Source organism: Vibrio sp. 10N.261.46.A3 (genome assembly GCF_041472995.1).
Taxonomy (GTDB): Bacteria; Pseudomonadota; Gammaproteobacteria; order Enterobacterales; family Vibrionaceae; genus Vibrio; species Vibrio coralliirubri.
The window spans coordinates 1-19,675 of the sequence record NZ_JBFRRH010000020.1 but is presented as its reverse complement, the minus strand read 5'-3'; the positions used below and the strand labels follow the sequence as shown (position 1 = coordinate 19,675).

14 protein-coding genes, 1 tRNA gene and 1 pseudogene are annotated in these 19,675 nt (G+C 45.1%); 3 read left to right on the top strand and 13 right to left on the bottom strand.

Features of this window, described 5'->3' with window-relative positions; genetic code table 11:
• Positions 1-26 precede the first annotated feature (26 nt).
• Positions 27-767: a 23S rRNA (guanosine(2251)-2'-O)-methyltransferase RlmB gene (gene rlmB, locus AB4484_RS04605; RefSeq protein ID WP_017063180.1), complete on the bottom strand. Its 741-nt coding sequence runs from the start codon at positions 765-767 to the stop codon at positions 27-29.
• Positions 768-944: 177 nt separating this feature from the next.
• A complete protein-coding gene (rnr, locus tag AB4484_RS04600) occupies positions 945-3,446 on the bottom strand; it encodes a ribonuclease R (protein ID WP_372076645.1) in 2,502 nt (833 codons plus the stop codon).
• Positions 3,447-3,693: 247 nt separating this feature from the next.
• Between rnr and AB4484_RS04595 the strand changes: the two are divergent.
• A pseudogene (locus AB4484_RS04595) lies at positions 3,694-5,093 on the top strand (amidohydrolase).
• 128 nt (positions 5,094-5,221) lie between these two features.
• Here AB4484_RS04595 and motX read toward each other — a convergent pair.
• Both motX and AB4484_RS04585 read right to left on the bottom strand, forming a co-directional pair.
• The gene (gene motX, locus AB4484_RS04590; protein WP_017063177.1) at positions 5,222-5,857 is read right to left on the bottom strand and encodes a flagellar protein MotX; all 636 of its coding nucleotides are present in this window, start codon (positions 5,855-5,857) and stop codon (positions 5,222-5,224) included.
• Positions 5,858-6,155: 298 nt separating this feature from the next.
• A complete protein-coding gene (locus tag AB4484_RS04585) occupies positions 6,156-7,472 on the bottom strand; it encodes an adenylosuccinate synthase (RefSeq protein WP_010434108.1) in 1,317 nt (438 codons plus the stop codon).
• A 172-nt stretch (positions 7,473-7,644) separates the two neighbouring features.
• Between AB4484_RS04585 and AB4484_RS04580 the strand changes: the two genes are divergently transcribed.
• Complete coding sequence (locus AB4484_RS04580; protein WP_010434105.1) at positions 7,645-7,833, top strand: DUF2065 domain-containing protein; 189 nt, start codon at positions 7,645-7,647, stop codon at positions 7,831-7,833.
• A gap of 171 nt (positions 7,834-8,004) precedes the next feature.
• On the opposite strand, the gene hflC is transcribed toward AB4484_RS04580, so the two are convergent.
• The 8 genes from hflC to tsaE form a co-directional block, all read right to left on the bottom strand.
• Positions 8,005-8,982 (bottom strand): protease modulator HflC, encoded by a 978-nt coding sequence (gene hflC, locus AB4484_RS04575; RefSeq protein WP_010434102.1) that lies wholly within the window; start codon positions 8,980-8,982, stop codon positions 8,005-8,007.
• Positions 8,983-8,984: 2 nt separating this feature from the next.
• Complete coding sequence (hflK, locus tag AB4484_RS04570; protein WP_048610697.1) at positions 8,985-10,187, bottom strand: FtsH protease activity modulator HflK; 1,203 nt, start codon at positions 10,185-10,187, stop codon at positions 8,985-8,987.
• Positions 10,188-10,214: 27 nt separating this feature from the next.
• A complete protein-coding gene (gene hflX, locus AB4484_RS04565) occupies positions 10,215-11,522 on the bottom strand; it encodes a ribosome rescue GTPase HflX (RefSeq protein ID WP_372076643.1) in 1,308 nt (435 codons plus the stop codon).
• A gap of 44 nt (positions 11,523-11,566) precedes the next feature.
• Positions 11,567-11,830 (bottom strand): RNA chaperone Hfq, encoded by a 264-nt coding sequence (hfq, locus tag AB4484_RS04560; RefSeq protein WP_017059927.1) that lies wholly within the window; start codon positions 11,828-11,830, stop codon positions 11,567-11,569.
• A gap of 193 nt (positions 11,831-12,023) precedes the next feature.
• Complete coding sequence (miaA, locus tag AB4484_RS04555; protein WP_372076641.1) at positions 12,024-12,956, bottom strand: tRNA (adenosine(37)-N6)-dimethylallyltransferase MiaA; 933 nt, start codon at positions 12,954-12,956, stop codon at positions 12,024-12,026.
• 97 nt (positions 12,957-13,053) lie between these two features.
• Positions 13,054-15,225, bottom strand: a complete 2,172-nt coding sequence (mutL, locus tag AB4484_RS04550) for a DNA mismatch repair endonuclease MutL (protein WP_372076639.1) — start codon at positions 15,223-15,225, stop codon at positions 13,054-13,056.
• A 100-nt stretch (positions 15,226-15,325) separates the two neighbouring features.
• A complete protein-coding gene (locus AB4484_RS04545) occupies positions 15,326-17,041 on the bottom strand; it encodes an N-acetylmuramoyl-L-alanine amidase (protein WP_372076637.1) in 1,716 nt (571 codons plus the stop codon).
• Positions 17,035-17,499: a tRNA (adenosine(37)-N6)-threonylcarbamoyltransferase complex ATPase subunit type 1 TsaE gene (tsaE, locus tag AB4484_RS04540; protein WP_004735870.1), complete on the bottom strand. Its 465-nt coding sequence runs from the start codon at positions 17,497-17,499 to the stop codon at positions 17,035-17,037. The genes AB4484_RS04545 and tsaE overlap by 7 nt, the downstream gene beginning before the upstream one ends.
• Positions 17,500-17,739: 240 nt before the next feature.
• On the opposite strand from tsaE, the gene queG reads away from it, so the two are divergent.
• Positions 17,740-18,918 carry a tRNA epoxyqueuosine(34) reductase QueG gene (queG, locus tag AB4484_RS04535; protein WP_372076635.1) on the top strand — a complete coding sequence of 393 codons (1,179 nt, stop codon included), beginning with the start codon at positions 17,740-17,742 and terminating at the stop codon, positions 18,916-18,918.
• 632 nt (positions 18,919-19,550) lie between these two features.
• On the opposite strand, the gene AB4484_RS04530 is transcribed toward queG, so the two are convergent.
• Positions 19,551-19,626 (bottom strand) — tRNA-Gly (locus AB4484_RS04530).
• Positions 19,627-19,675: the final 49 nt, after the last annotated feature.

Genomic DNA, 19,675 nt, shown 5'->3' with positions numbered 1-19,675 from the left:
GTTTTGTCTTTTAACTCAGCTTTACACTATTGAGCTAGGCGCTGACGTACCGCTTCGAACAGACAGATGCCTGATGCTACCGAAACGTTTAGGCTCGACACGCTGCCTGCCATTGGGATCTTAATTAGGTCATCACAGGTTTCACGCGTTAGACGACGCATACCATCACCTTCTGCACCCATAACTACCGCAAGAGGACCCGTTAGCTTCGCTTGGTAGATATCATGCGTAGCTTCACCTGCCGTACCCACAAACCATACGCCCTGCTCTTGCAGTGCACGCATTGTGCGAGCTAGGTTGGTTACGCGAACGAGAGGAACCGTTTCAGCTGCGCCACACGCAACCTTGCTTACCGTTGCTGTTAACGGCGAAGAGCGATCTTTCGGTACGATAACAGCAGCAACACCTGCGGCATCCGCGTTACGCAGACAAGCGCCTAGGTTATGAGGGTCTGTTACGCCGTCTAGAACCAACAGCAAAGGCTGTTCGTGCTGCGCTAGGATATCGTCTAGGTGAGTTTCATTAAGCTGCTTAGCAGGCTTCACCTTAGCAATAAGACCTTGGTGATTCGCACCTTGTGCTTTTTCATCCAACGGCTTACGACCCATCTGCTGAATCGACACACCAAACTGTTGCAGTTGGTTCAGTAATGGAAGAAGACGCTCGTCTTGGCGACCTTTCAATACATACGCTTCGATAAAACGTGCAGGATCTTTTTCTAGTACGGCTTTCACCGCGTGAATACCGTAAATAAATTCGTTACTCATTGTCTCAAGTTACTCTTATTGCTCAGAGAAGAATGACATCAATGCCGATGCATCCCTCTCTGTGTTGTTCATTTCGAGAGTATGTGTCTTGCGCCTGATACTCTCGCATTAAATTAAATCAGTTAGGCGCTAAACCTGATTAGCAGAGCGCCTTATTAACCTTAAGATTTATCAGTCTTAAGACTTATCAGCCTTTGGCTTACGGCTAGCTACACGCTTTTTCTTGGCGCGAGCTTTAGCAGCACCGGTTTTGTTCGATGATTTTTTCTTCTTAGCAGAGCTTTCACTGCTTCCATCAGGTCGCTTAGTTGGCTCAACCATAGGCTTCGCTGATACGCCCGGCTTATTACTCTTCACTGCTGAGCGCTTCTTGCTTTTCGCCTTTTTCATCGCTTCGGCTGCACGCTTCTTGGCTGTTTTGCCTTTACCACGCGGCTGACGATCAGTGTCTTCTAAGTCAAAGTCGATTTGGCGAGTTTCTAAGTTAACCGCAGAAACCTTCACTTTAACCGAATCACCCAAGCGATAGATATTACCAGAGCTTTCACCCACTAGACGCTGACCAACAGCATCAAATTGGTAGTAATCATTCGCTAGCGCTGAGATATGTACCAAGCCATCGATGTGCAGTTCAGTTAGACGAACAAAGAAGCCAAAACCAGTCACGTTAGCAATTACGCCATCCATCACTTCGCCAACATGGTCTTGCATGTATTCACACTTCAACCAGTCGTTTACTTCACGTGTTGCGTCATCAGCACGACGCTCAGTCATTGAACACTGCTCGCCGTAGAAGTCCATATCATCGAAAGTGTAGTGGTAACCACCGGTTGGCGTCCAACGTTCGCTGTTACGACCACCTTCTTTCGCAATAAGGTACTTAATCGCACGGTGCAATAGCAAGTCAGGGTAACGACGAATCGGCGAGGTAAAGTGAGCGTAGCGTTTAAGTGCTAAGCCAAAGTGACCCGCGTTATCCGCGTTGTAGACTGCTTGCTTCATTGAACGAAGTAGCATGGTTTGGATTAATTCACGGTCTTCACGTTCGTTAATCTGTTGCATCAGTTGTGCATAGTCTACTGGTGATGGCGACAGACCACCTTCCAGCGTTAAACCTAATTCACTTAAGAAGCTCTTGAAACCCATTAAGCGCTCTTCGCCCGGAGTTTCGTGAACACGGTACAGAGCAGGCTCTTTCGCTTTTTCTACGTAAGATGCCGATGCGATGTTCGCCAGAATCATACACTCTTCGATGATCTTGTGTGCATCGTTACGAATTACCGGTTCAATACGGTCGATCTTACGATCCGCATTGAAGATAAATTTGGTTTCTACCGTTTCAAACTCAATCGCGCCACGCTCATCACGCGTTTTCTTAAGAACTTTGTACATCTTGTGCAGTTCTTCAAGATGCGGTACTTCTGGCCCGTAACGCTCACGAAGCTCTTCATTGCCATCTAAGATCGCGCCTACTTTATTGTAAGTAAGACGAGCATGAGAGTTCATTACCGCTTCGTAGTGCTTGTACCCCGACAGCTTGCCTTTGTCTGAGATAGTCATCTCACACACCATACATAAACGGTCTACTTGAGGGTTCAATGAACACAAACCATTTGAAAGCACTTCTGGTAGCATTGGGACGACTTGTGACGGGAAGTATACCGAGTTACCACGGTTAATCGCTTCTTTGTCTAGCGCTGTATCTGGGCGAACGTAGTAACTTACGTCAGCAATCGCTACCCATAGACGCCAGCCGCCGCCTTTCTTCGCTTCACAGTAAACCGCATCATCGAAGTCACGCGCATCTTCACCATCAATGGTAACCAATGGCAGTTTACGCAGGTCTACACGTCCTTCTTTTGCTTCTTCAGGAACATGCTCACCTAGGTTTTCGATTTGCTTATCTACCGCTTCAGGCCACTCTTGTGGGATCTGGTGAGTACGGATCGCAATCTGCGTTTCCATACCCGGCGCCATGTTTTCACCAAGAACTTCGGTTACTTTACCCATCATGTTACGCGAACGACCACCGCGATCCGTAATCTCAATCACAACCACATTACCCATTCGAGCACCACCTTTATGCTCAGTAGGGATCTGGATGTCGTGACTAATACGCGAATCATCAGCAACAACGTAAGAATGGCCGTACTCTAGGAAGAAGCGACCAACAAGTGGCGTTTTACGCTCTTCAAGCACACGAACCAAGCGACCTTCACGACGGCCACGCTTACTGTTGTCAGTAGGCTGAACCAATACGTAATCACCGTGCATGATGGTTTTCATCTGATGATGCGGCAGCACGATATCATTGTCTTTACCCACACTACCGTCTGGGCGAACCCAACCATGACCGTCTTTATGACCAATCACATAGCCTTTGATCAGCTCCATCTTTTCAGGCAATGCGTAGCACTGACGACGAGTAAAGATAAGCTGTCCATCACGCTCCATTGCACGTAAACGACGACGCAGCCCTTCATATTGTTCCTCTCCAGCAAGACCCAAAGCTTCGAATAGATCGTTGCGGTTCATCGGAATATTCGCGTCTGTTAGAAACGAAATAATGAACTCTCGGCTTGGTACTGGGTTATCGTAATTTTTCGACTCTCGGTCGGCAAAAGGATCAACAGTGGTTGTCGCTGTCGTGTTTTCTGACGTTGGTGTGTTTTTTGACATAGGCGGGCCTGCTTAAGCAAGGAAGGTATATACCCCTAGTATATCTGATGCTAGGGGTAAGCTACAGATATGCTTTAGAAAACACTCAAATAACCTCAGATTGATACATATCTTCACTTTGTGAAACATCGCTTCATAGACGTGGACTATCATCAAAATTTCAAGAAAACGATAAAACAAACGTTTGCGCCATGAATGAAATACACTATTATCCACGCACTTTACCAACTCCTGTTCTGAGTATGATATGAAACTAAAACGCACTTTATTGGCTTCAGCTATGGCGAGCCTAGCGCTGTTCCCATTTGCAAGTTCGGCGATGGAAAAAGCTGACCTGATGATTACCGATGCGATGGTTCTGACCATGAACCAAGACAAAACGGTTTATGAAAGCGGTACTGTTGTGGTCAAAGACAACAAAATCATTGCGGTTGGGGATGCTTCACTAGAGAAGCAGTACCAAGCTAAGCGAGTGTTAGACGTGGATGGCGATATCGTTATGCCAGGTCTCATCAATACCCATACTCATGTATCAATGACAGTTTTCCGTTCGTTGGCCGATGATGTGCCAGATCGCCTGCACCGTTACATCTTCCCGCTAGAGAAGAAGCTAGTATCGCGAGACATGGTACGCATTGGTGCCAACCTAGGTAACGTTGAAATGGTGAAAGGCGGTGTCACGACTTACGCCGACATGTACTACTTCGAAGATGAAGTCGCAAAAACCGTCGATAAAATCGGTATGCGTGCCATCCTTGGTGAAACGGTGATTAAGTTCCCTGTAGCCGATGCGGCTAACGCCGAAGAAGGCATTAAGTACGCGTTGAATTTTATTGAAGAATACAAAGATCACCCGCGAATCACACCAGCGTTTGCACCGCATGCGCCTTACACCAACACCACAGAGATCCTTCAAAAAATATCTAAGCTATCCCTCGAGTTAGATGTGCCAGTAATGATTCACCTTGCAGAATCACACCGTGAAGAAGAGAAAATCGCAGAGCGTTCTGATGGGTTATCCCCGGTTCAATACATGGACAGCATTGGCGCACTCAACAAGAACTTGGTGGGTGCACACATGATCCTCGTTGACGATCATGATATCGAACTGGTGAAGAAATCGGATATGGGTGTGGCTCATAACATGAGTGCTAACATCAAGTCAGCAAAAGGTGTATCACCTGCCCTTAAGATGTATGACGAGAACGTGCGTATCGGTTTAGGTACTGATGGCCCAATGTCTGGTAACACACTGATGAGTTCAACCAAGTCGCTAAGGTTCACAAGCTAGTTAACAAAGATCGTGCTGCGATGCCGCCGATCAAAGTGATCGACATGGCGACAATGGGCGCAGCAAAAGCGCTGCACATGGAAGATAAGATCGGTTCTCTTGAAGCTGGCAAACTCGCCGACATAATAGTGATCGATACTAAAGCGCCAAATATGGTTCCGGTATACAACCCATACTCAGCACTGGTGTACTCAGCTAACTCAGGCAATGTTCGTCATTCCATCGTTGATGGCAAGATCATCATGCAAGATCGCGACATGCTAACGGTAGACGAAGATAAGATCCGCCAAGAAGCACTCGATTTCACTAAGGTTGTTCGTGAAACGGTAATTGAGTCTGGTGAGGTTGTTCAATAAACTCGCTAACGAATAGCATAACCATCTAAACGTAAAAAGCCCCGCACTAACTAAATTAGGCGGGGCTTTTTAAGTCTTGTTTCCTGTAACAATGAGTGCAGGGATCATTACAGGTTTTTTGCTCGGTATTACCAGAACACGTCTCGACGTTTTGCTCGAGCAATAATATTGTCTGGCATTCTCTGTTCCAGACCGCTACGAAGCACAGTGATACGTCTGTGTTGTCTTTGGTCTGCGGTTACCGAGTTATACAACCAACGGTAAGCATCTTCATAATCCAATGGGCTACCGTAGTCACGTAACAAGAGTTCCGCTAAGTGAATGCTCGCACTTAAGTTACCCATAGAGGCCGCTTCACGTAGATACGGAATCGCACGCTCTTGATCTTGTTGTACCAAAGTACCACGAGAGTAATAACGACCTAACTGCTCTAATGCAGCGGGTAAACCTTGATGTGCCGCGTTTTCCATATAGTAAAGGCCAAGCTCTACATCTTGTGGAACACACACACCCCAAGCCAACATATCACCGTATAAAAACTCATAAGAAGGCAAGCTAATACGCGTCGCACGAGCAACGATATCTTCAACTAACTGGCACTTATCAGCTTTCACTCGCTCTAGATGTTGATTATTTTCGATTAAATTAATCAGTTCAGCTTCTGTATATATTGGAACGGGCTCTCCCACATCAGCCAAATTTGCATGACTCAAGGGTGAGCTCAGTGCCATTATCAATGAAGCTGCCACAATTCGTAGCTTCATACCTGCACTCTATTATCTGTCGCTAAAGTTATCTATTGAGGGGTGCAGAGGATTTCTACACGCACAAAACAGTGTGAACTTCACTTTCCATGATATCTGTATCGGCAATAACCCCGACGGCTTTAGACAAAACTTGCCGCTAATGGGCAATATTTTGCCTGATGACGCTTAAAAGATCACCATCAAAGAGTGAACGGCTAAATTGCAGGTATTAAAAAGCCGACTTAATAAAGTCGGCTTTTAGAAAACTATTTTATTATCAAAGCACTGTTCGTGCCTAGTAATCACTCAGCGGGCATTATGCGCCGTATGGGTGAACCTTGATGATAGTTTCGTTACGATCTGGGCCAGTTGATACGATATCAATTGGAACGCCAGTTAGGTCTTCGATACGCTTGATGTAATCTAGAGCTGCTTGCGGAAGCGCGTCGATAGATTTAGCACCAAATGTGTTTTCAGACCAACCAGGCATTGTTTCGTAGATTGGCGTAGCTTCTTCGAATGACTCTGCAGCCATTGGAGAAACTTCTAGGATAGAACCATCTTTCATCTTGTAACCAGTACAGATTTTTAGTTCTTCTAGGCCATCTAGAACGTCTAGTTTAGTTAGACACATACCAGATAGAGAGTTGATTTGGATTGCACGACGCATAGCAACAGCGTCGAACCAACCAGTACGACGTAGACGACCAGTTGTTGCGCCAAACTCGTGACCAACATCGCCTAGGTGTTTACCAACTGGGTCTTGCTTCTCAAGGCCATCGTATAGCTCAGTTGGGAATGGACCTGAACCAACACGAGTACAGTAAGCCTTAGTAATACCAAGGATGTAACCGATGTGACGAGGACCGAAACCTGAACCTGCAGCAACACCACCAGCAGTAGTGTTAGAAGACGTTACGTATGGGTAAGTACCGTGGTCGATATCTAGTAGCGTACCTTGAGCACCTTCGAACATGATCTTGTCGCCGCGCTTACGTGCTGCGTCTAGTTCGTCAGTTACGTCGATAACCATCGCAGTTAACATGTCTGCGTAGCTCATCGCTTGCTCAAGAACTTCTTCGTAGCTTACTGTTTCAGCTTTGTAGAAGTGCTCTAGTTGGAAGTTGTGGAATTCCATCACTTCTTTTAGCTTCTCAGCAAATGCTTCTTTATCGAAAAGGTCGCCAACGCGTAGACCGCGACGAGCAACTTTATCTTCGTAAGCAGGACCGATACCACGACCCGTTGTACCGATAGCTTTAGCGCCACGAGCGATTTCACGCGCGTTGTCGATTGCAATGTGGTACGGAAGAATTAGAGGACAAGCTTCAGAGATGAAAAGACGTTCACGTACTGGAATACCGCGATCTTCAAGAGGCTTCATTTCTTTAAGAAGTGCGTCAGGCGATAATACTACACCGTTACCAATAACACATTTAACGTTATTACGTAGGATGCCTGATGGAATTAAGTGAAGAACGGTTTTTTCACCGTCAATTACAAGTGTGTGACCTGCATTGTGACCGCCTTGGTAGCGAACCACGTATTTTGCATCTTCAGTTAAAAGGTCAACGATTTTACCTTTACCTTCATCACCCCATTGGGTGCCTAGAACGACTACGTTATTTCCCATCTTTCCAATTTCTGTTGCTAATTAAAAATGGATTCTAGCACTGAATCACACTTCTTGCAGTCACTTTTTGTTCATAAACGTTAACGCTGTACAAAAATAAACCAGCCATAACTGGGGGCAGATGTGTAAAGATACTGATATCATTGCTTTTTTACAGACAAAAGGCAGAACCATGTCTCAATCAATTTGGCTCGCTATTGGGCTCGTACTTATTGTGGAAGGGCTCGGCCCCTTGATTGCACCCAATGGCTGGAGAAACATGGTCGCACAACTGAGCGAGCAACCAGACACGCAACTGCGCCGCATTGGAGGCTGTCTTGTGGTGGCTGGAGCGGTTATCGCTTTCATGACCTACCGCTAGTTTCTATAAGTAGAACGCTGTTGAGCGCCTTCACTCGTGCCTCAATAGTGAATCCGCAAACATGTCTCCTCCTGAAATAAGTCATAGAAAACAAAAAGGCTCCCACAATGGGAGCCTTTTAAGTTTTAACGTATTTTGCTTATTGAGCTAAGCATTCGCTAACGCATCAGCTTATTTTGCTGGAGCGCCGCTTGCTTGATTCATGTATTGGAAGAAGTCAGTCTTCGGATCCAGTACTAGAATGTCGCTCTTATCGCTAAATGATGTCTCATAAGCTTGCAGTGAACGCATGAAGCCGTAGAACTCAGGATCTTTGCTGAACGCATCAGAGTAGATCTTCGCTGCTTCTGCATCCGCATCACCACGAGTGATTCGAGCTGTACGGTCAGCTTCAGCAAGAACTGTTGCCACTTCTAGCTCAGCTTGAGCACGGATAACTTCCGCTTTCTCACGACCTTGAGAACGGTGTCTACGAGCAACCGACTCACGTTCTGCACGCATACGACGGTAGATAGATTCACTGATTTCGTCAGGAAGGTTAATCTTCTTCATACGGAAATCAACAACTTCAACACCTAAATCAGCCATCGCACTTTCTGCCGTTCCAGACAAAACGTTTTCCATGATCTTATCGCGTTCGCCATCAACTTCTAGTGCTTCTGCAGCCGCTACCGTTGTGACGACTTCGCTATCAGCAGAGTCTGGCAGGATGTCCTTATTACGAGGACCTGACACGATCTGCTTAATTTCACGAGAACCAATTTCAGAACGAAGAACATCTGTCACTTTACGCTCAAGAAGTGCTTCTGCCGTCATGATATTACCGCCGCCAGTACTCAGATAGAAACGTCCAAAATCAGCAATACGCCATTTTGCGTAAGTATCAATTAGAACGTCTTTTTTCTCTGATGTTACGAAACGGTCAGAACGACCATCCATCGTTTGAATACGAGCATCAAGTACTTTTACGCGATCAAACATAGGCAGTTTAAAGTGCAGGCCTGGTTCATAGATTCGTGATACGCCGTTGTCATCGAGAACTCGACCAAAACGAATTACCATGCCACGCTCGCCTTCTTGAATCACAAATAGTGACATCAATAGAAGGGCAATCGTCACAACTAAAACAGGGATCATTAATTTACGCATTATTAGTATCTCCCTTGGCGTGAACTGTCTGAACGAGTTTGAGTGCTAGGCTTAGGATCCGCTTGAGTTTCTAACTCAATTTGATCGTAAGTTGATGATGCTTTTGCAGGGCGAGAGCCCGACTGAGAACCACCTTGTGCGCCTAGCTTATCAATTGGTAGGTATAGCAAGTTACCGCTTGATTCAGAATCAATCAGGACTTTCGATGTGCTTGAGTACACTTTTTCCATTGTATCTAGATACATACGGTTACGTGTTACTTCAGGAGCAGCTTGGTATTCAGGTAGCAGTTTCTCGAACTGAGCTACTTGACCTAGAGCACCATTAACTGTGCGCTCTGAGTAACCCACCGCTTCTTTCTTCAAACGCTCAGCTCGACCTGTTGCTTTTGGAAGAATGTCATTTCGGTAAGCTTCAGCTTCACGCTCGAAACGCTCTTCATCCTCACGAGCCGCGATAGCATCATCAAATGCATCTTTCACTTGCTCAGGTGGACGTGCTGACTGGAAGTTCACGTCAACAATCAGAATACCCATGTCGTAGCTATCAATAATACGGTTCAACGTTTCTTGAGTGCTTTGACGAATCTGTTGACGACCACTTGTCAGGATACTATCCATTAGTGAGTCACCAATTACCGCACGAAGCGCAGAATCGGTTGCTTGGCGTAAACTGTCGTCAGCATTCGTTACACGATACAAGTACTTGTATGGGTCAGAAACACGGTATTGAACACCCATTTCAACGGTCACAACGTTTTCATCTTTCGTTAGCATCGTGCCAGCAGCACGTAGAGAACGAATCGCTTGAACGTTTACTAGTTGCTCATCTTTGATTTCATCGATGAAGCGTGGGTGCCAGTTAAGACCAGGTTCTTCGATACGGTCGAACTGACCCAGTCGAAGTACTACTGCTCTTTCTGCTTCGCCAACGGTGTAGAAACCAGCGAAGAACCAGATAGCAATAGCAATAACGGCAATGACACCAAAGCCAATTGCACCGCCACCACCAATAGATGGCCCGTTACCGTTGCCACCCTTTTTACCAAACTTGCCACCTAACTTTTGACTTAGTTTACTAAACACCTCGTCTAGATCTGGCGGTCCTTGATCTCGGCCGCCGCGATTATTTTTATTACCCCAAGGGTCATTATCGCGGCCGTTATTATCGCCGTTGTTGTTATTTCCAGGCTCATTCCACGCCATTAGAAAGCTCCATCATTTGATATGACGTTATACTGTAGCAGTCTCTTTGGTAACGATAAAGTCACCTAAGAGCGCCCCTTCTCTTTTTTCAAGTTTAGACCAATCTATTTGTTGCATTCGGATATCTATCAACAAGTTACCATTTTCATCATACTCTTCCTGTTGAATACATTTCATCTCGAAGAATAAGCTGCGAATACGGCCCTGATGTTGATGTGGAATACACAACCGGAATTGAACCATCTGGCTAGCTAAACGCTCAGTTAAAGCTTCAAACAGCAGTTCAATACCTTCTCCTTCCATTGCAGAAACCCAAACAGCGCGAGGTGCGCCCTCTTCGTCTCTTTCAATTCGAGGTTTTTGGTCTTCCATGCAGTCAATTTTGTTCATGACTACAAGGGTTGGCACTTCATGAGCATCGATTTCTTCTAATACTTCATGAACAGCCTGAATGTTCTCACGAAAACGGTCATCACTGGCATCGACAACATGTAACAAAATGTCAGCTTCCTGCGTCTCTTGTAATGTTGCCTTGAACGCAGCGACCAAGTCGTGTGGTAGATGACGGATAAAACCTACGGTGTCTGCGAGAATTGCAGGCCCGACATCTGCCAAATCAATCTTACGTAGTGTTGGGTCTAGGGTTGCAAACAGTTGATCTGCCGCATAAACACCAGCACTTGTGATGCGATTGAAAAGTGTTGATTTCCCTGCGTTGGTATAACCAACCAAAGAAATTGTTGGGATTTCAGCTCGATTACGAGCACGTCGTCCTTGTTCACGCTGTTTAGCAACTTTCGCTAAACGACGTAGTATTGCCTTTATACGGTCACGCAACAAACGTCGATCGGTTTCCAGTTGAGTTTCACCTGGACCACGAAGACCAATACCACCTTTCTGCCTTTCAAGGTGAGTCCAACCACGAATCAATCGAGTAGAGATATGACGAAGCTGAGCGAGCTCAACTTGTAGCTTACCTTCATGAGTTCGCGCACGTTGTGCAAAGATATCTAAGATCAAACCCGTGCGATCAATCACACGACATTTACACAATTGCTCGAGATTTCGCTCTTGGGCAGGAGAGAGGGAGTGGTTAAAAATCACAATTTCAGCACCGGTTAGCTGAACAGCTTGTGCGATTTCTAGGGCTTTACCTTCTCCAACGTAGTATTTAGGGAGTGGGGATTGTCGGCTACCAGTAACCACTTGTAGCGTTTCTACCCCCGCTGAGGAGACCAGCATTTCACATTCGCTTAGGTCTTCCCATTCTCCCTCTTGCGTGAAGTTGATATGAACAAGTACGGCTCGCTCGCCGGATTCATAACGGTCAAACAAGCAACCAACTCCTTATTACAGCGCAAGCTGTATCAATTGAACGATTAATCTTCAGTCTTCTCTGGACGATCAGATGGCGTGCGTTGCTCGCCGCTGTGGTGACTAACTGCGCGAGCAGGTACCACAGTAGAAATCGCATGCTTGTAAACCATTTGGTTTACTGTGTTCTTCAATAAGATCACGAATTGATCGAAAGACTCGATCTGACCTTGCAGCTTAATGCCGTTAACAAGATAGATAGAGACTGGAATGCGCTCACGACGGAGTGCATTTAGGAATGGGTCTTGTAGCGATTGCCCCTTAGCCATTTTATTTTCCTTATTTGTATTTTGTTGTAATTATTTAGCTAGTGGTGCACAAAAAGGTGCGGCCTTTGCATCTGAGCTAAATGAATAAAAAAACTCCGTTGTTATTGAAAGGCTGTGATTTTTTAAAAGCCTCAATAACGGATCCTTTCCAGAGTATATTCACGCAAAAGCGATCACATTATACACAGCAATACTAATCAGATGCTATTGCATCTGAAAGAGTTTCTAACGCTTGATCAATGTTTTCGCTATCTAACCAAGTTAAATCATCCCAACTGCGCAACCAGGTGATTTGTCGCTTGGCCAACTGACGGGTTGCACAGACACCACGGAAAACCGCTTCGTCTAAATTACAATTACCGTCTAAATAATCCCACATCTGCCTATAACCAACGCATCGGATCGATGGCAGCTCAGGGTGAAGATCTTCTCTGGCGTGCAACGCCTTCATTTCATCTTCAAACCCGGCTTCTATCATCTTCTCGAAACGCAGCTCAATGCGGCGATGGAGTTCAGTCCTTTCCTTGGGAGCTATTGCAAATTGTTTTACACGAAATGGCAGGCTATCGCCTTTCGTTTGAGTTAGCTCTGTTAATGTTTTACCCGAAATTCGGTAAACTTCCAATGCCCTTGAAAGCCTTTGTGGATCATTTGGGTGTATTCTTTCAGCGGATACGGGATCTATCTCTCTTAATTGATCGTGCAATGCCTGCCAACCTTGTTCGATAGATTCCGCTTCAATCTGCTTACGAATCTCTTGATCCGCTGCTGGTAATGGCGATAAACCTTCCAACAATGCTTTGTAGTACAGCATTGTGCCACCAACAAGTAGCGGGATTTTGCCTTCCGCTACAATTTTATTCATTTCATTGATCGCATCACGACGAAAATCTGCCGCAGAATACGCTTCGCTTGGATCCAAAATATCAATCAAGCGATGAGGCGCGAGCGCAAGCTCTTCCGCATCCGGTTTAGCGGTACCAATATCCATGTCTTTGTAGATCAATGCCGAATCGACACTGATGATCTCTACAGGGTATTTCTGACGTAAGCGGATAGCTAAATCTGTTTTTCCTGACGCTGTTGGGCCCATTAAAAACAACGCTAAAGGTAATTTTTCAGTCATGATATTTTGTATTTGCTTCTCTGTTTTAGCGCTTTTTAGCAAAGGGCTTTGTGTCGCGACGTATTCAGCTAAAAAGACAAATGTCGTCGCGAAAAAATTAAACCGTAAACGCGGCTATAGTCGCTGAAAAGTCGATAGGATTAACAAACTCTGGATCATCTAATGGAAGTAGACCATGCCAAAGTTGTTCAAGCTCCCCAACTAGTTGAACCGCTTCAGATAAAGTGTAGTCGCTTTTTACTTGTGCCGTTTGAATCCCGATCCAGTTGACCAATGATGGCAATAGGTCGTCAAAAACATTAGCCGTGTGATTATCAGCAATCTGAGCGTTTAATGAAGCCGCGTAAGATAACAGATCTGGGATCAAAATTTGTAAGTTTTGCTGCCTTAAAGGAGAAGGCACGCCCATCACCATTACCGCCTCGCTGTTTCGCGCCTTAAGCTCAATCCCCAGTAATGCCAGAGTTTGGCTCAGCGCCTTAGCAACTTCGACAAGTTCACTACCCAGCTTAATCGATAAGGGCACCAATAGTGGCTGGCTTTTTAACGCACCACCTCGAGTATCAAGCTGACCAACAACACGCAATAACTCAGCCTTAGCCAAAGAAACCAACACACTGCCGTTCTTATTGCCCATCACCAGATATTGATGTTCCACAATCGAGACCGCTTTACCCAAGTCCGTTACAGGTGCTCTTGGCTTCAAGTTAACGGGATTCTGTTGAGCAGGCTTAGCTTCTATATTTTCTATGTTATCTCTGGTTTCTACTGGTGCCACATGCGCTTGAGAAGATGAAGGCTGTACAACTTGATCGTCAAAATCAGGCGTTTTCAGAAGCTCTTTATAGGCTTTCACTTCTCGCTTAGATGGCGCGGGTTCACCATGATGCTGGTGTTGCTCTTTCTCTTTTTTAGGTTCAGGTCGAGACTCTATCCACTCTTGGCGAGGAGAACCGGTAAGACTGCTTTCACTAGCAGATGAACTTGAGCTGATTGATGGAGCATAGTGTCGCCCACCATCATTAACACTGTGTTGAGGGTTATCATAAACTTGTTCAGATTCAGCTTTTCTTGGGTAAGCTGGCGTTTGCTCAATAGCGTGTCGCACCCTTTCCGAAACCTGACTTTGATCCGCGCTACTAGGTAGCGTATTTTCAGGCTCAGCGAAACTTGCAACACCATCAACCTCAGAACTCGTACTATCTTGTTGATGATGTGTCACTTCTGATTGATGAAAAGCCGACTGATTGATTGGCGCAGCATCGATCTGCTTGCTCTGTGCTAAACCATCGCTCAATGCTTGGTAAATAAAATCATGCACAAGACGTGCTTGATGAAAACGCACTTCATGCTTTGCAGGGTGAACATTCACATCGACTTGATGTGGGTCTAACTCAATGAACAACACATATGTTGCGAATTGGTCTGGACGCAGGCTGGTTTCGTAGCTTTGACGAATAGCATGATTGATCAGCTTGTCACGCATCATACGACCATTCACATAACAGTATTGCAGGTCGCTTTGTTGTCTTGCCCCTTCTGGCGTGGTGATCCAGCCATGAAGTTTTAGGCCTTGATGCTCAAGCTCGATCTTAAGCATATGGCGAACAAAAGGATTGCCACATACCGCAGCGATGCGCTTTTCTGCTTGAACTTGTGTTTTTGCAGCACGGTACTGACGAATCATTTTACCGTTATGGCGAAGGTTGATCGTCACATCAAAGCGACTTAATGCAATACGCTTGAGCAACTCATCAATATGGGTGAATTCAGTTTTCTCGGTGCGTAAGAATTTGCGGCGTGCTGGTGTATTGAAGAACAGATCCAACACCTCAACCGAAGTACCAATTGGGTGTGCTGCTGGCTGCAGTTTTACCTGCATATCACGACCTTCACTGTGTGCTGCCCAAGCTTGATCTTGAGTGGCAGGTCGTGAAGTCATGGTTAAGCGAGCAACAGAGCTAATACTCGCCAGCGCTTCACCACGGAAACCGAGGCTGACGATCGCCTCTAGGTCATCAAGAGTGTGGATTTTGGAGGTAGCATGACGACTCAGCGCCAAGGCAAGCTCATCTTTAACGATGCCCTTACCATTGTCACGAACGCGGATCATCTTAGCGCCACCTTTCTCGATATCAATATCGATACGTGTCGCACCTGAATCCAAACTGTTCTCAACCAACTCTTTTACAACGGAAGCGGGTCTTTCTACCACCTCACCCGCTGCGATTTGGTTAGCTAACCGAGCTGGCAGTATTTTAATCGTCATATTTATAGCTACCTTACTGCCATTGATGGAAACGCTGCTACGTTTGCGCTAGTTCTTCTTTTATCATTGATATACCTGAAGCCGTCTAGTATTCCACAGACTACTTGTGAGGAATAATCAACACTTGGCCGATAGCCAGGCTGTCAGATCTTAGCTTGTTCGCTTGGCGAATACTGTTGACGCTCACGCCGTATTTCGACGCAATCTTGCCAAGGTAATCACCTCTTGCAACTTTGTGTTTGCGCAGAGGTACATCTTTCACTTCAACCGTAATACGTAACTTTTGGCCTACTCTCAATGTTTCAGATTTCAAGCGGTTCTCTCGTTTGATATCTGCAACCAATACTTTGTAACGGCTGGCTATCTTACCTAGGTACTCTCCAGACTTAACCGTATGAGTGATGGTCTTCGTTTTAACCGCATTGCTTGATGATGAACTTGAAGCGCTGCCTGGAATCTTAAGTACTTGGCCAATTGCTAGGCTGCTCGATTTCAGATTGTTGAATTTCATCAACGTCTGTGTCGACGTACCATATTTGCTCGCAATAACAGACAAGGACTCACCACGAGAGACTTTATGTTGGCTCACGCTACCCGTTGATGACGTTGCGTTAGACAGGATAATCCCTTCTGGCGGGTTAGCCTTCAAATACTTAACGACCGCTTTAGTCACTGCTCGTGCCAATTTATCTTGGTGCGAACGTTGGAAAAGCAGCTTCTCTTCGGTTGGGTTTGAAATAAAGCCAGTCTCTACCAATACAGATGGGATCTGTGGTGAACGTAATACCGCTAAACTGGTGTTAATCGGCTTGCTGTTGTGCAGTTTCGCAACCTTACCCATTTCAGACAGAATCGCCGTTGCCAGTTTGTAGCCTTCTTTTTGAGAATGACTAAACTGCAAATCAAGCAAGGTTTGGTTTACGTTCTTATCATCAATATTGCCGGTGAAAGCTGCACCACTGCCACCCAGCAATTCTGACTGTTTCTCTTTGTTCTCAATCCAGCGTGAGATCTCGGTATTCGCACGTCGAGTATTCAACACAAATACCGAACCACCTCTTGGTTGAGGCGTCGTAAAGGCGTCGGCGTGAATAGAGATCAACAGGTGAGCTTCATTCTCTCGAGCAATCGCAACACGTCGATTCAGGTTCACAAAGTAGTCAGCATTACGAGTCATACGAGTTTTGATCCCCGGGACCGCATTCAGTTGAGCTGCTAACTTCTTAGAAATACTCAGAGTCGCGTCTTTTTCATACTTACGAGATGGACCGATTGAGCCAGGATCTTCACCTCCATGGCCAGGATCAATCACGATCAAAATGTCTTTCTGACGTTTAACCTGATTAATATTCTTACTTACCGTTGGCTTACTCGGCGTCGATGTCGCTTTACTTGCCGCACCATGAGGTAAGTCGATCACCAAACGGTGTCCATACTGACCACCCGGAGTCGGGCTCAGTTTGAACAAATCAGCTTTAGACGACTTCTTTAACTCAAAAACCAAGCGATAAGTGTTTTTGTCTGGCGGTGAGCTCTTACGAATCTTAGATAGAACAGGGCTATCTTTCACCACGACCGGTAGCTTAGTCGCAAGACTGGTATTTTTTAAATCAACCACTAAACGACTCGGGCTACTCAGGGTGAAATAGCTAAAGTCCGCTTCTGATTTTAAGTCGATAACCACACGAGTTTCTTCTGGAGAAGGCCAAACCCTTAAACTTTTCAGTGAGTTTGCAGAAACAAGTGAAGAAAACAGTATAGAAAAAACAGCAGCCATCATGGCAACTGTTGAAATAAGGCGTCTAGAAATCAACATAACTCCAACTGACTAAGTAAGCGCTGTCCGTATTCACTATTAGCGGTTAAAGAAACAATACGGTGATCGTCTTGGTAACGAATATCAATATCCAAATCAGCTTCTGGTAGCATCCCATAACCTTTCTCAGGCCATTCAACCAAACAGATAGCATCCGGAGTAAAGTAGTCACGAATTCCCATGAACTCTAACTCTTCAGGATCGGCTAGGCGATAAAGGTCAAAGTGGTACACCTGCCAATCGGCAAGTTGATAAGGTTCAACTAGAGTATACGTTGGGCTCTTTACATTCCCTTGATGGCCAAGTGCTTTTACAAAGCCACGACTGAAGGTCGTTTTACCTGCGCCAAGATCACCATGCAGATAAATAGTCGTCTGCTGTGAGCAAAGATTAGAAAGCTCCGTTCCTAATTGAATCGTTGCTTGTTCATCTTTCAAAGTAAATTGTTTCGTGCTCATGAATACGTTCTCTAAAAATCGATCGTTGACTATATAAAAATCAAAAGAACAAGAATAGTAAACCGTGATGCTTTTGGGAGACAAGCACTCAAGTGTAAGTTCTATGAAAAATACTGCTCAAAACGCGTCTGTTCTGGTCAACACCACTAAGATCCGTTAAGATCCGCCCCCATTTTTGCCGAACCTAATTTTAATTAGCCTTATCTCTAATTGTAAAACAGAGAAAATAAGAATTAAGCCATGAATCTAGACCATCTTGCTGAAAAAATTAAAATCTGGGGAAAAGAGCTAGGCTTTCAAAAAGTTGGCATCTGCGATGTTGATTTAAGTGAACACGAAGCCCCTCTTCAAGCATGGCTAGATGCAGGCAACCACGGCGAAATGGATTGGATGGCTCGACATGGGATGATGCGTGCACGTCCTGATGAACTTCACCCAGGCACAATTCGAGTGATCAGCGCTCGAATGAATTACCTACCACCAGAAGCTCAGTTTGCCTCTAACCTAAGCGATACCACTCAAGGCTACATCAGCCGTTATTCTTTAGGCCGCGACTATCACAAATTGTTCCGTAACCAGTTGAAAAAGCTGGGACAAAGAATTGAAAAAGAGGTCGAGGGTTTAGACTCACGCCCTTTCGTCGATTCAGCGCCTATTTTGGAAAGACCGCTCGCTCAGAAAGCAGGGTTGGGTTGGACAGGTAAACACTCATTAATTCTTGATAAAGACGCTGGCTCTTGGTTCTTTCTAGGGGAGCTGTTGGTTAACATCCCTCTTCCAACGGATGAACCCAGTGTCGATGAGTGCGGCAAATGCACCGCATGTATCACTTCTTGCCCAACGGGTGCCATTATTGCTGATGGCGTGGTTGATGCGCGCAAATGTATTTCGTACTTAACCATTGAATATGATGGTGTGATCCCTGAAGAATATAGAGATGCCATTGGTAACCGTATCTACGGTTGCGATGATTGTCAGTTAGTTTGCCCGTGGAATCGTCATGCCGAACTCACAGAGCAAACAGACTTTCACCGCAGAGAAGATTTCCAAGAAGCCGATCTGGTTTCACTTTCAAGTTGGGACGAAGCAACCTTCCTAAAGAAAATGGAAGGCTCAGCAATCAGACGTATCGGCCACACCCAGTGGTTACGCAATATCTTTGTTGCGATGGGCAATGCACCATTCCAACAACGCATTGTTGAAACGCTGGAATCTCATCAAGGAAAAAACGAAATGTTGGATGTGCATATTGCGTGGGCTTTGAATAAACAACTACAGCAGTTACCCAACGCTAGCAGTGTGCAAGAAGATAGCTCTACGCAGAAAAATAGCGGTGTACAAAAAAGTAACAGCAAAATCCTCACCAAAAAGCACAGACTAATACGCATTGTTGAGAAAGGGCTACCAAGAGACGCCTAGCCCTTTTGGCATCAAGGATTGGCAACGACACCCACATCGATAGTCCAATATTTAAGACAACTCGTTGCACATAATTTTAGAACAATGTTTGACCTTGTTCTCAATTCTAACAATGTGGAAAAAATTCAGAACTCTCGTAAACTTCCGACACCCGCACAAAGTTAAACACAGTACCGATAAATGATTAAGATCAAAAAACAACAAGTTAACGATCTTTTATCAAATTGAAGATAAGCATTCATCTTGATAAAAAACAACAAGTTACGATCGCCGCAATTCAGCTAATATATTGAAAACAAGAAAGATCTTTTAGGGATATGTAAAGAATTAAGACTGAAATAACTTTATCAACCAAGTTATCCACACCTAACATTTTGTGGATAAGTCTGTTTATAGATGTGAAAAACCTCAAGTATCTGCTTCAGAGACCTGATGTTTACTAGCATTCCAGTTGCTAAGAAAAATTTAAGACAAAAAAATATCCACCATGATGGAGGATTATTTGCTTTTTGGGGGGATTATGCTTCGCAGCATTAAAGAAAGAGCGTGACCCTTAAGGTCGCCTTTAAACTCTGTGATCTAAAGAAAAACACGGTGGTTTAAAGAGTCTTAATAGCTTTTTAGAAGAAAGCTGGAGCGATACATCGGGTTCGAACCGATGACCTCAACCTTGGCAAGGTTGCGCTCTACCAACTGAGCTAGTATCGCATTAGTTAATCGCTGCTCTTACTGCCTTGGGCAATAAATGGCGCCTAAC